Source organism: Pseudomonas fluorescens (assembly GCF_902497855.1).
GTDB classification, from domain to species: Bacteria; Pseudomonadota; Gammaproteobacteria; order Pseudomonadales; family Pseudomonadaceae; genus Aquipseudomonas; species Aquipseudomonas fluorescens_BI.
Map to the genome: position 1 here is coordinate 265,181 of NZ_CABVHU010000004.1, position 12,843 is coordinate 278,023.

Here is a 12,843-nt window from a genome sequence, read left to right on the forward strand (position 1 = left end):
GAGCCCTAAAGGCCCTGTTGCAACGCCGGGTCGTCGGGGTTGAGCTGTTCCAGTTGCGCCAACAGAATCTGCACGTTCTGCAGTTGCCCGCTTTCCTTCCAGTAATTGATCAACAACACACGGGCCCTGCGGTCGGCCGGGTGGCGTTGGACGATTTCCTGCAGCTGCTTCTGCGCCGCTTCCAGCTCCAGTTCGCCGTGCAGCGTGGTCGCCAGGTCGTAGCGGTAATCTTTGTTGTCCGGCTCCAGTTCCACCGCCTTGGACAGGCCGAGCAGGGCGAATTCACTTTGACCGTGATGCAGCAGCCAGAGCCCCAGGGCATGTTGCAGGTAGGCCGAATCGGGTTGAGCCTTCAACTGTTTGGCCAATAGCAGGCGGGCGGCTTCGCTCTGACCCTGTTTGTCCAGCACTTCAATTTGCATCACCAGCGCGGGCAGGTTGCCGGGCGCAAGACGCAAGACGTTCTCCAGTGCCTGTTGTGCTTCTTTCAACTCGGCATTGTGCAGGTGCAGCCGAGCCAGTTGATATTGGTTGTCGGCGCTTTCTGGCTGGCCTTTCAGGTCCTGCTCCCAGGCGTCGATGGCATGTTGCAGTGGCCCGAAATACAAACCGAGATCGTCGGGCGAAAGCCCCAGCAAGGCGTTCACGGCGGCATAGCGCACGCGCTGATCGTCGTCGTCGAGCAGCGGGCCCAGCAGCAGGCTGCGCTGGCCGTTGGGCACCAGGGCACTGATGCTGTTGATTGCCGCGACGCGCACGTCGGGCGATTCATGCTGCAAGTCTGCAGTCGCCAGTTTCAGCGCCACGGAGCTGGGGTAATTGGGCAGTTCCGCATGCAGCCAGATGCGGCGTTTTGGTGAAAGGTCCGGGCGTGCCAATTGCTGGTACAGCACCCGCGCCGCACCCGGTTGACCCGCGCGCGCCTGGTCGAGAGCTACGGTGTAGCCGCGCTTGATCGCTGCCGGCACCTCGGGGGTGGTACTGCGCAGGAAAAACCAGGCAAGGGCGATGGCAAACAGGGCGCAGAGGCCGATGATCAGGTAGCGGCGGGACTGGGGCATGCAGGAATCCGGGAGCTGGCAAGCTGTTGCAGAGCCGTCAGCTTCGGTCAGGCGGGGCCGTGAGTCAAACCCTGACGCCATTCGATCCATCGTGACTAAACCTGTCGAGGCCCCACGGCAATGACTACGCTTGCTGGAGATGACCCAACGGGCATGCCCATGCAACCGCTGCTTTTATACTTCAAGGCGATGCTCAACCCCGGGCGCGGGGTGCTGTTGTTCGCCTTGCGGACGATCACTGCCGGGTTGTTGACCCTGTACCTGGCTTTCCTGTTCGACCTCGACCAGCCCAAGTGGTCGATCATGGCCGTGGTCATCGTCAGCCAGCCGTTGGGGGGCATGGCCCTGGCCCGCAGTTTCGGCCAGGTCATCGGTACGACGCTCGGGGCGGTCGTGGCGGTGGTGATCATGGCGATCTTTCCCCAGGCGCCGCTGCCTTTCATCCTCACCCTGGCCCTGTGGCTGGCGCTGTGTACCGCCGGCGGCACCTTGTATCGCTACACCAGTTCCCAGGCGTTTGTGTTGAGTGGCTACACGGCGGTGATCGTGGCATTGCTGGCGGTACCTGATCAGGGCGGCACCTTCCTGTTGGCCGTGACCCGCGTGACCGAGACGCTGTTGGCGGTCGCCTGCGTGTGCGTGGTCAGCCTGCTCACCGCCCGGCCGGAAACCGTGGCCCGGGACTACTTTGCCAGGATCGATCAAGTGATCAAGCTGCTCGCGACCCATGCGGCCGCCGTCATTCGAACTGAGGAGAGCGAGGCCGATTTCCGCCAGCGGCAGATGAAGCTGTTAGGCGAGATCAGTGCCCTTGAAGGTGTACGGCGGCATTTGTACTTTGACGCGCCACGTCTGCGCAGCGCCAATGGCCTGGTGCAGTTGCTCGGCAATCAATTGGTGCTGCTGACTTCACGGTTGACGGCGTTGCGCCACCAGCGGGAACTGTTGCTCGAACGCTGGCATGGCGCACTGCCCGTCGACTCGCAGCGCTTGCTTGCCGAAGAGCTGGTGTTCCTTGATGAAGTGGCCCGGGAGGGGCGCTCGTTATCGACCGAGGCGCGCCACCATTTTGCAGCGCTGCAAAAGCGCTTCGATGAACTGGCCTACAGGTCTGAACGACTGGCCGAGACGATGCCGGCCACGTTGCGCTCCCTGGCGTGGTCGCTGCGTTGGGAACAGGCCCGGATGCTGGAGCAGATGAACCAGATCCTGGACCTGAGCGACGCGATTCAGGAGGGGCGTGAAGCCAGTTGCTGTTCCGTGGCCTGGACAATCCCTTGCATCTGGATTTCACCCTGGCGGCGATGAACGCGACCCGGGCATTTTCCGCGCTGGTGATGGCCGGTCTGATCTGGATCGAAACCGCGTGGGACGGGGCGAGGGGCGGGATGATTGTGGTAGGGGTCCTGTGTTCCTTGATGGCGACTTTTCCGCGGCCGCTGCTGGCCGCCCAGAGTTTTGCCAGAGGGCTGGCTCTGGCGCTGGTGGTCTCGGCGCTCTATCAGTTCATGCTGGTGCCCATGATCAGTGATTTCGAGCTGCTGGCCTTGCTGCTGGCGCCGTTGTTGTATGCCGTCGCGGTGGGGTTGGCCAGTCCGGCAACCACGGGCACGGGCATTGGTCTTGGGCTGTTGACGTTTCTGTTGCTGGGGCCGCAAAACACAGGGACTGGCCAGAACACCGCGATTCTGTGGTTCGAATTTGCGGGTGCCTATGTCTACGCCGTCACGCTGGCGTTGAGTGTCTACGTCCTGATCTTTCCGTTCAGGCCCGATTTGCGGATGCGTCGGCTGTTCACCGAGAACCGCGAGCAGGTCTACGCTTTGCTGAAGACGCCGGCAACCGATGAGCAGCAATTTGCCTTTGAAAGTCGCATGGTCGATCGCCTGACCATGATGTTGGGACTGTTGCCGGCGGCCCGTGACCCACAGTCCGGCGAGTTGTTCGAAGTCAGCCTCAGGTGCATGGCACTGGGTGTTGCCCTGAACCAGCTCAGGCAACAGGGGCAAAGCAACACGCTGCTCAGTACCGATCAACAACACCGTTTGCTGGCAGCCGTGCGTGAAACAGGAAGATGGGTCGCCGGGCGCCCCGGCATTGACCTTGAGCAGCTGCTGGAAAACTTGCGTGCCCTGGGCGATGAAATGGACGACCTGCATACAGACGTGCATGAGCACCTGTGGTCGGTATTCAGGATTCGCGTGGCGCTGCTGATCGTGGTGTCGTTTGCGCAGCGATACCACGACTATTTCCAACCCTCGGACGTGGAAGGAGTGCCGGCCCTTGCCCATTGATCTGGAAGTGGGTGGCGTCTACTTGCCACCGATCGCCCAGGCCCTGCTGCTGGCCTTGCCGATTTTCCTGCTGCTGGACTGGGCCTTGCGCCGCCTGGGCGTGCTGCGTTTCGTCTGGCATGAAGCCTTGTTCGAAGGCGCGTTGTACGCCTGCGTGTGCGCGACGCTGATTCTGCTGATGGGAGCCTGATGCATTGAAGAAGATTATGCCCCGACTGGTGACGGCGGCGGTGGTAGTGCTGGCCTTTGTGCTCGGCTGGTTCGCCTGGGAACATTACACCCGTGCGCCCTGGACCCGGGATGCGCGGGTGCGCGCCGATGTGGTGACGTTATCGGCGGACGTCGCGGGTCGCATCGTCAGCCTCGCTGTCCACGACAATCAACACGTGGAGAAAGGTCAGTTGCTGCTGGAGATCGACCCGGCGCGTTATGTCCTGGCGGTGGAGCACGCCAGGCGCTCGGTGGAAGTGGCGAAAGCGGCCCTGGGTCAATCCGAAGCGACGATCGTCGCCAGCGGCGCACTGCTCAGACAGCGGCAAAGCGAAGAGCGCCGACGTCGCACCCTCAAGGATCGCGCCGCGATCTCTGGCGAGGAGTGGGAGAAATCCAGCACGGACGTGGCCGTGGCGCAGGCCGAGTTGCTGCGCAACCAGGCCATCCTGGGGCTGGCCCAGGCCAACGTGCAACTGGCCATCGCGGCATTGACCCAGGCTGAACTGGATTTGCAGCGCACCCGGGTCGAAGCGCCTGTCACCGGGTACGTCACCAACCTGCTGACCCGCCAGGGCGACTATGCCACCGCCGGCGGGGCTCTGTTGGCGCTGGTGGACAGCGACTCGTTTTATGTCAGCGGCTACTTTGAAGAAACCAAGTTGCCGCGGATCGAGGAGGGCGACCGCGTCCGGATCGAGTTGATGAGCGGGGAAACCTTCGGCGGCACGGTGAAAAGCATTGCCTTCGCCATCGCCGACCGGGAAAACCTGCCCGGCGGCCGCCTGCTGGCCAACATCAATCCCAGCTACACCTGGGTCAAACTGGCGCAGCGGGTGCCGGTGCGGATACAGATCGATGCCGACTACGCCGGAAAAAACCGCCTTCGCGCCGGGACCACGGCCACCGTGACCGTCCAGGAAAACCACAATGACGCAGGCACCCACAACCCCCTGTAGGAGCTGGCTTGCCAGCGAAGGCGTCATCAAAGTCAATGCAAGACTTCGAGGCTGATGCAAGATTCAAGGGCCCCTTCGCTGGCGAGCCAGCTCCTACAGGGTATGTGCTGTGCGCAGACTCTGTGACTGACGCAGAATCTGTAGGAGCCCGGCTTACCGGCGAAGGGGCCCGAACAGACACCACAAAACCTTCAGGAAAAAAAAGCCCCGCGACCGAATGCGGCGCGGGGCAAAGAATCGGATTGGTTGCGGCCAACCGAAGGAGCTCGTTGCTACGTTACTTGATGGCGACCGTCTCGGGTTGCCAGCCACCGCCCAATGCCTTGTAGATCGCGACAATGCCGCGATACAGATCGACCTCGGCCTGGGCCTGGGTATCTTCCGCCGCCAGGCGCTCACGCTGGGCATCGAGCAGGACGAGGAAGTCCGCCGTGCCTTCGCGGTAGCGGATTTGTGCCAGGTCGGCCGCGGCGCGGCTCGATTCACTCTGGCGAATCAGCGAAATCAGGCGCTGCTGGCGTTTGCCGTAGTCGCTGAAGGCGTTTTCCGACTCTTCCAGGGCCAGCAACACTTGCTGTTCGTAGGTCGCCAGGGCGCCTTCGGCTTCGGCATCGGCGCCGCGCAAACGGGCGCGCACGCTGCCCAGGTCGAACGCCGCCCAGGTGATGCTCGGGCCCAGTGCCCAGGCGTTGGCCGCCGAGGAACCGATCTGCGAACCGCGCCCGGCGGTGAAGCCGAGGAAGCCGCTGAGGCTGACCCGTGGGAACAGGTCGGCCTTGGCCACGCCGATACGCGCCGTGGCCGCAGCCAATTGGCGTTCGGCGCTGCGGATGTCCGGACGACGTTGCAGCAGTTCACCCGGATCACCGATCGGCAGTGCTTTGGCAATCGCCGGCAAGTCTTTGGGACTGAGGTCGACGCTCAGCTTGTCCGGACGTTCACCGAGCAAGGTGGCGATGCGGTTTTTCTGCCGGACCTGTTCCGCCTGCAGTTGCGGCACGCTGGCTTCCACAGACGCCAGGCGTGCATCGGCACGGACCACATCGAGCTGATCGCCGACACCGGCATCACGCAGGCTTTCGGTGATCTTGCGCGATTCCTGCTGGTTGTTCAGGTTGGCCAGGGCAATCTTTTCCCGCAGTTGCGCACCGCGCAGTTGACCGTAGGCGTCCACCAGTTCTGCAATCATGCTGACTTGCAGCTGGTACAGATCGGCTTCGGCGGCCTGCTGCTCGGCGTCGCTGGATTCCAGATTGCGCTGGATGCGCCCGAACAGGTCCAGCTCCCAGGCCATGTCCAGTCCCAGGTCGTAGCGCTCGCTGTTGACCCGGTCGGTGGTCTGGCCAGGAATCTGTCCCTTGCCCAGATTACTGCTGGCGCGACTGGTGATGGTCGGCATGGCGTCGTTGCTGGCATCGTCGCGGATCGCCCGTGCCGCTTTCCAGCGGGCGAAGGCGACGCGCAGATCACGGTTGCCTTGCAGCGATTGCGTCACCAACCGGTTGAGGGTCGGGTCTTCGAACTGCTGCCACCAGATGCCTTCGAAGCGAGCGCGGTCGAAGTTCTTCTGCCCGGCGGCGCCGTCGGTGGCGGCGGTGATGTTGGCCGGTTCGGTGGCCGGGGTCTTGTAGTCCGGGCCGACGGCACAGGCACTCAGGGCCAGCACCAGCAGACTCGGCAGAAAGGCTTTCAGGCTCATTGTTGCGCCTCCAGTTTCAGGGCCCTGGCCGCCTTGCGCTTCTCGCCGCGTTCCACGAAATTACGAATCAACACGTAGAACACCGGCGTCAGCAACAGGCCGAAGAAGGTCACCCCGAGCATCCCGGAGAACACCGCCACACCCATGGCATGACGCATTTCGGCACCGGCACCGCTGGAGAACACCAGTGGCACCACACCCATGATGAACGCGAAGGAGGTCATCAGGATCGGCCGCAGACGCAGGCGGCACGCTTCGAGTACTGCTTCGAGCGGGCTCATGCCTTCGTCCTGCTGTTTATCCTTGGCGAACTCGACGATCAGGATCGCGTTCTTGCACGCAAGCCCCACCAGTACGATCAAGCCGATCTGGGTGAAGATGTTGTTGTCGCCTCCCGAGGCAATCACTCCGGTGATGGCCGACAACAGGGTCATCGGTACGATCAGGATCACCGCCAGTGGCAGGCTCCAGCTTTCGTATTGAGCCGCGAGCACCAGGAACGCCAGCAATACGCAGAGCGGGAACACGAACAGCGCGGTGTTGCCGGACAGAATCTGCTGGTAGGTCAGGTCGGTCCATTCGTAGGTCATGCCGTTGGGCAGTTCTTCCTTGAGCAGTTTCTCGATGGCTTTTTCGGCCTGGCCTGAGCTGTAGCCAGGGGCTGCCGCACCGTTGATTTCAGCGGTGATGAAGCCGTTGTAGTGCATCACGCGGTCTGGACCCGAGGTGTCGCTGACCTTGATGAAGGTCGCCAGCGGGATCATCTCGCCTTTGTTGTTGCGCACTTTCAGCTGACCGATCTGGTCCGGCTCGAGACGGAACTGCTGCTCGGCCTGAACGTTGACCTGGTAGGTACGACCGAAGCGGTTGAAGTCGTTGGCATACAGCGAACCCAGGTAGATCTGCAGGGTGTCGAAGATGTCACTGACGGCCACGCCGTGGGTCTTGGCTTTTTCCCGGTCGATGGCGGCATCGACCTGCGGCACATTCACGGTATAGCTGGTGAACAGCGCGGCCAGTTCCGGCACGTTGTGGCTTTTGTTGATGATGTTCATGGTTTCTTTGTACAGCTCGTCGTAGCCCAGGTTGCCCTTGTCTTCGATCTGCAGGCGGAAACCACCGATGGTGCCCAGCCCCTGTACTGGCGGCGGCGGGAAGATCGCCATATAGGCTTCCTGAATCCCGGCGAACTGACCGTTCAAGGCACCGGCAATCGCACCGGCGGACATGCTCGGGTCTTTACGCTCGTCGAAGGGTTTCAGGGTCACGAACACGATGCCGGCGTTAGGACTGTTGGTGAAGCCGTTGATCGACAGGCCCGGGAAGGCCACTGCGCTTTCAACACCTGGCTGTTTCAGGGCCAGGTCGGACATGCGTTTGATCACGTCTTCGGTGCGGTCCAGGCTCGAAGCGTCCGGCAGTTGCGCGAAGGCCACCAGGTATTGTTTGTCCTGGCCGGGTACGAAACCGGTCGGGGTATGGGCGAAACCGAAGAAGGTCAGCACCATCAGCCCTGCGTACAACAGCAGGGCAATACCGCTGCTGCGGATAACCCGGGCTACGGTGCCGACATAGCCATGGCTGGCGCGTTCGAAGAACCGGTTGAACGGACGGAACAGCCAACCGCCCAATAGTTTATCAAGCACTTTGGTAAAGCGATCTTTCGGCGCACTGTGGCTCTTGAGCAGCACGGCGGCCAGGGCAGGGGACAGTGTCAGCGAGTTGAACGCCGAGATCACGGTCGAGATGGCAATGGTCAGGGCAAACTGTTTGTAGAACTGGCCGGTGAGTCCGGAAATGAACGCCGCCGGGATAAATACCGCACACAGCACCAGCGCCGTCGCGATGATCGGCCCGGTCACCTCTCGCATCGCTTTCTTGGTGGCTTCTACGGGCGTTTCTCCCAGCTCGATGTGCCTTTCCACGTTCTCCACCACCACGATGGCGTCGTCCACCACGATACCGATGGCCAGTACCAATCCGAACAATGACAAGGCGTTCAGCGAGAACCCGAACAAATGCATCACCGCGAAGGTACCGATCAGCGACACAGGCACAGCGACCAGTGGAATGATCGAGGCGCGCCAGGTCTGCAGGAAGAGAATCACCACCAGCACCACGAGGATCAGCGCTTCGAACAGGGTGTGAACCACCGCCTCGATGGAACCGCGCACGAAGATCGTCGGGTCATAGACGATGCTGAAGTCCATGCCTTGGGGGAAGCTCTTCTTCAGCTCCGCCATCTTGTCGCGCACTTCGTTGGAAATTTCGATCGCGTTGGAGCCAGGGCGCTGGAAGATCGGGATTGCCACCGCCGGCTGGTTGTTCAGCAAGGAACGCAGGGCGTACTGGCTGGAGCCCAGCTCAACGCGAGCGATATCCTTCAGACGGGTGATTTCACCGTTGTCGCCAGAGCGAATGATGATGTTCTCGAACTCTTCCTCACTGACCAAACGGCCCTGGGTGTTGACCGACAGCTGGAACGCCGTGGCATTCGGTGCAGGCGGAGCGCCCAACGCACCGGCCGCCACTTGCCGGTTCTGTTCGCGAATCGCGGTCACCACATCGGTGGCGGTCAAGTTGCGCGAAGCGGTCTTGTTCGGATCGAGCCACACTCGCAGCGAATAATCGCCCATGCCGAACAGCTGCACGTCACCGACCCCGCCCAGGCGCGCCAGCTCGTCCTTGATGTTGAGCAAGGCGTAGTTGGACAGGTAGAGCATGTCGTAGCGTTTGTCCGGCGAGGTCAAGTGCACGACCATGGTCAGGTCGGGCGACGCCTTGTCGACGGTGATACCGATGCGCGTCACTTCCTCGGGAAGTTTCGGCTCGGTCCGGGTCACCCGGTTCTGCACCTGCACCTGCGCGTTGTCCAGGTCAGTGCCCAGGGCGAAGGTGATGGTCAAAGTGATCTTGCCGTCGGCGGTGGACTGCGAGGACATGTACAGCATGTTCTCGACGCCGGTGATGGCTTGCTCCAGGGGAGCGGCCACGGTTTCACCGATGACTTTAGGGTTGGCCCCCGGGAAGTTGGCGCGGACCACCACGGTCGGCGGCACCACTTCCGGGTATTCGCTGATCGGCAACTGGAACAGCGAGATGGCACCGGCGATCAGGATCAGCAGCGACAGCACCGCTGCGAAGATCGGGCGTGAAATGAAGAATTGGGAAAAATTCATCGTAGGGATCCCTTAACCGCGTGGTGTCGCAGCAGCCACTTTCACAACCGCACCCGACGCGACCCTGGCAGGTGCGACTTGGGGCAGGTTGCTGGCTTCCAGCGCTTGTCGTTGTTGAGCCAGAGCGGCGAGGGTTTCCTGGCTGGCCATCGGGATCACTTCAGGGGTGACCGGCGAACCAGGACGTACACGTTGCAGGCCCTTGACGATGACGGTGTCATCCTTGTTCAGGCCGTTGCGCACGATGCGCAGGCCTTCGATCTTCGGCCCCAGTTCGACCGAGCGATACACCGTCTTGTTGTCGGCATCCATCACCAGCACGAACTTCTTGCCCAGGTCGGTGCCGACCGCTTCGTCGTTGATCAGCACCGCGGAATAGGTGCCGCTGCCGACCAGTTTCAAGCGTGCGTAGAGGCCCGGGGTGTAGGTGCCATCCGTGTTATCGAACACGGCGCGGCCGCGGATGGTGCCGGTCTTCGGGTTGACCTGGTTGTCGACGAAGTTCATCACGCCCTGGTGCGGGTTGCCGTCTTCGTTGGACAGGCCGAGGTAAACCGGGGTGGTGGCGCCACGTTTACCCTCGCGGGCGAGGGCGGTGTACTTGAGGAACACGCGCTCGTCGGCGTCGAAGTAGGCATAGACCTTGTCGGTGGAGACGACGCTGGTCAGCGCGGTGGTATCGGCGGTCACCAGGTTGCCGGCGGTGATCTGCGCACGGCTGACGCGACCGCTGATTGGCGCGGTGACGCGGGTGAAGCTCAGGTTCAATTTCGCCAGGTCAAGCTGCGCCTGGAGGGCGCCGACGGCGGCACGGGCTTCCTGGGCAGCGCTGGTGCGCGAATCGGCCAGCTCGGCGGAAATCGCGTTGCTGGTACGCAAGCGTTCACCGCGCTGGGCTTCGTTTTCGCTGCGGGTCGCGTTGGCGCGGGATTGGGCAACCAGTGCTTCGAGTCGGCGGACCTCAGCCTGGAACGGACGCGGGTCGATCTGGAACAGCAGGTCGCCTTTCTTGACCAAAGCGCCTTCGGTGAACGCCACTTCATCGATCTGGCCGGAGACCCGAGGCCGGATCTCCACGGTTTCCGGGGCTTCGAGGCGCCCGGTGAATTCGTCCCACTCGTTCACCGGTTGTTCCAGCACCTTGGCCACGCTGACCTTGGCGGCGGGCAGCGTGGCGGCCGTCTCCGGAGCCTTGCCGCAGGCGCTCATCACCAACATGGCCAACAGGGCCAAGGGGAAGCGCAAATGTTTGAGTGATTGTTCCATGGATGCATCCGCCAATGTATTGAGAATGGACGGATGATGCTCGGCGAGGGGGTATCTCACGAATCGAATGAAGCAAAGGTAACTATCATTCGGAATGATATAAACGGGAAGTGAGCCCTCTAGTCTGCAGCTTTTGTTAGGGGGCTATCAATCAGGTTGATGACAATTCAGTGTTGCGGGGAATGCAAAGGATGGGCTTGAGACCGAGTCGCGGCCTTCGCGAGCAAGCCCGCTCCCGCAGGGATTTCATCAACACCACAAATCCCTGTGGGAGCGGGCTTGCCCGCGAATAGGCCATCAGCCCCAACACAAAATCCGGATCATGCCTGTTCGTAGGCGGCGCCTGCGTCCGACCGCAGACTCAGCGCAAGTGCACGTAAGTACCCGGCGCAGCCTCGGCAGCGCCATAAGCCTTGTTGCCCAGTTTACGGGGAGCCTTTTTGCGACTGCCCGAGCGTGCCTGCAACCAGGCCAGCCAATGGGGCCACCAGGAACCCGCCTGTTCACTGGCCGATTGCATCCACTCCTGAGCCTCGACTGGCAGCTCGCTGGCGGTCATGAAGCGCGCCTTGGGGTTGCCCGGCGGGTTGAGGATGCTCTGGATATGCCCGCTGTTGGACACCACGAACTCGCCCTGACCGCCAAACAGATGCATGGAGCGGTAGCAGGCGTCCCACGGGGTGATGTGGTCGGTCAGGCCCGCGACGCAGTAGAAGTCACTGGTGACCTGACCGAGGTCAATCGGTGTGCCGCAGACCTCCAAAGCACCGGCGCGGGCGAGCGGATTGGTCTGGTACATGTCAATGAATTCGCCGTGCAGCGTGGCCGGCAGGTTGGTTGTGTCGTTGTTCCAGTAGAGGACATCGAATGCCGGCGGCTCGTTGCCAAGCAGGTAGTTGTTGATCCAGTAATTCCAGATCAAGTCATTGGGGCGCATCCAGGCGAAGACTTTGGCCAACTCGCGACCCTTCAGCACGCCAGCCTGACAGGAACGGCGTTTGGCGGCCACCAGCGACCTCTCGTCGGCGAAAAGCCCGACCTGGGTGTCAGGACGTATGTCCAGCATACTGACCGCCAGGGTAAAGGCATTGACCTTTTTCTCGTCCAGGGCAGCGTAGTGGCCCAACAGCGAGGACAGGGTGCAGCCTCCGGAGCAGGCTCCGAAGGTGTTCAGGTCAGCGCTGCGGGTTATCGCAAGAACCGCGTCTATCGCTTCCTTCAGGGCTTCTACGTAGCTGGACAACCCCCATTCACGCTGTGCCTTGCCCGGATTGCGCCAACTGACAGCGAAGGTCTGGATGCCGCTGTCGAGGAGAAAACGGATCAGGCTCTTCTCCGGCGTCAGATCAAACAGGTAGAACTTGTTGATCTGTGGCGGTACCACCAACAATGGACGCGCCTGCACCTGCTCAGTACGGGGCTTATACTGGATCAGCTCCAGCAACTCATTGCGAAACACCACCGCACCTTCGGTGATGCCCAGATTGTGGCCCACTTCGAAAGCCGTCTTGTCCACCTGGCTCGGCATGCCGCCGTTTTCGATCAGGTCCCGGGTCAGCTGCGAGAAACCATCCAGAATGCTCTTGCCGCCGGTTTCAAAGAAGCGCTTGAGCGCTGCCGGGTTGGCCAGGGTGTTGGTCGGCGCCATTGCCTCGGTCAGCAGGCCAATGACGAACTGACCACGGTGAGCGTCCTGTTCGCTAAGGTTGCTGGTGCTGATCCAGTCGCTCATCTCCTGACACCAGGCCAGGTAAGTCTTCATGTAGCGACGGTATAGCGGGTTGCGTTGCCAGGTCTGCTCGTCGAAACGTTTGTCTCCCGCCGCTGGCTTGAGCTGCGAGCGGTCGAGCAGGACATTTTTCAGCTCAACGCCGAATGCCGCCATATGCCGAGCGCTATGCACGGGTTGCTTCAACACTTGTCGCAGGACCATGCGGGCGGTGCCGAGCAGATCGCGCCGGCGAGGACCGAACGCCGGATTCAGGCTCAACGTGTGCATTGCAGTTTGCTGGGAGAGGTCTTTGTTTTTCTTGTTCATCATGACACCCGGTAAGGCACCCAAGACGGGCGCCCGGAAGTTGTATGGCTGCGGGCAAGCGGCCGGGCTAGCCGCCAAAAGGCAGGGCTTGCCACGCAGATCTTGAGAAGTTTATAGACGGGGGGGTGGCCAGCATT

7 protein-coding genes and 1 pseudogene are annotated in these 12,843 nt (G+C 61.8%); 3 read left to right on the top strand and 5 right to left on the bottom strand.

Features of this window, described 5'->3' with window-relative positions; genetic code table 11:
- Positions 1-5 precede the first annotated feature (5 nt).
- Entirely contained in the window at positions 6-1,061 is a 1,056-nt protein-coding gene (locus F8N96_RS11080) for a tetratricopeptide repeat protein (RefSeq protein ID WP_150797834.1), read from the bottom strand.
- 159 nt (positions 1,062-1,220) lie between these two features.
- Between F8N96_RS11080 and F8N96_RS11085 the strand changes: the two are divergent.
- The 3 genes and pseudogenes from F8N96_RS11085 (at position 1,221) to F8N96_RS11095 (ending at position 4,524) form a co-directional block, all read left to right on the top strand.
- Positions 1,221-3,355, top strand: a pseudogene (locus tag F8N96_RS11085) (FUSC family protein).
- On the top strand, positions 3,345-3,545 hold the full coding sequence (locus tag F8N96_RS11090) for a DUF1656 domain-containing protein (RefSeq protein WP_150766515.1): 201 nt from the start codon (positions 3,345-3,347) through the stop codon (positions 3,543-3,545). The pseudogene F8N96_RS11085 and the gene F8N96_RS11090 overlap by 11 nt, the downstream one beginning before the upstream one ends.
- Before the next feature lie 4 nt (positions 3,546-3,549).
- Positions 3,550-4,524 carry an HlyD family secretion protein gene (locus tag F8N96_RS11095; protein WP_150797835.1) on the top strand — a complete coding sequence of 325 codons (975 nt, stop codon included), beginning with the start codon at positions 3,550-3,552 and terminating at the stop codon, positions 4,522-4,524.
- A gap of 277 nt (positions 4,525-4,801) precedes the next feature.
- On the opposite strand, the gene F8N96_RS11100 is transcribed toward F8N96_RS11095, so the two are convergent.
- The 4 genes from F8N96_RS11100 to phaC form a co-directional block, all read right to left on the bottom strand.
- A complete protein-coding gene (locus F8N96_RS11100) occupies positions 4,802-6,223 on the bottom strand; it encodes an efflux transporter outer membrane subunit (RefSeq protein WP_150797836.1) in 1,422 nt (473 codons plus the stop codon).
- The gene (locus F8N96_RS11105; RefSeq protein ID WP_150797837.1) at positions 6,220-9,402 is read right to left on the bottom strand and encodes an efflux RND transporter permease subunit; all 3,183 of its coding nucleotides are present in this window, start codon (positions 9,400-9,402) and stop codon (positions 6,220-6,222) included. The genes F8N96_RS11100 and F8N96_RS11105 overlap by 4 nt, the downstream gene beginning before the upstream one ends.
- A 12-nt stretch (positions 9,403-9,414) precedes the next feature.
- The gene (mexE, locus tag F8N96_RS11110; RefSeq protein ID WP_150797838.1) at positions 9,415-10,668 is read right to left on the bottom strand and encodes a multidrug efflux RND transporter periplasmic adaptor subunit MexE; all 1,254 of its coding nucleotides are present in this window, start codon (positions 10,666-10,668) and stop codon (positions 9,415-9,417) included.
- Positions 10,669-11,029: 361 nt separating this feature from the next.
- Complete coding sequence (phaC, locus tag F8N96_RS11115) at positions 11,030-12,709, bottom strand: class II poly(R)-hydroxyalkanoic acid synthase (protein ID WP_150797935.1); 1,680 nt, start codon at positions 12,707-12,709, stop codon at positions 11,030-11,032.
- Positions 12,710-12,843: the final 134 nt, after the last annotated feature.

Bases quoted from the DNA above. Each gene is read 5' to 3' on its own strand.
- F8N96_RS11105 (WP_150797837.1), bottom strand. From the start codon at position 9,402: ATGAATTTTTCCCAATTCTTCATTTCACGCCCGATCTTCGCAGCGGTG.
- phaC (WP_150797935.1), bottom strand. From the start codon at position 12,709: ATGATGAACAAGAAAAACAAAGACCTCTCCCAGCAAACTGCAATGCAC.
- F8N96_RS11080 (WP_150797834.1), bottom strand. From the start codon at position 1,061: ATGCCCCAGTCCCGCCGCTACCTGATCATCGGCCTCTGCGCCCTGTTT.
- mexE (WP_150797838.1), bottom strand. From the start codon at position 10,668: ATGGAACAATCACTCAAACATTTGCGCTTCCCCTTGGCCCTGTTGGCC.
- F8N96_RS11100 (WP_150797836.1), bottom strand. From the start codon at position 6,223: ATGAGCCTGAAAGCCTTTCTGCCGAGTCTGCTGGTGCTGGCCCTGAGT.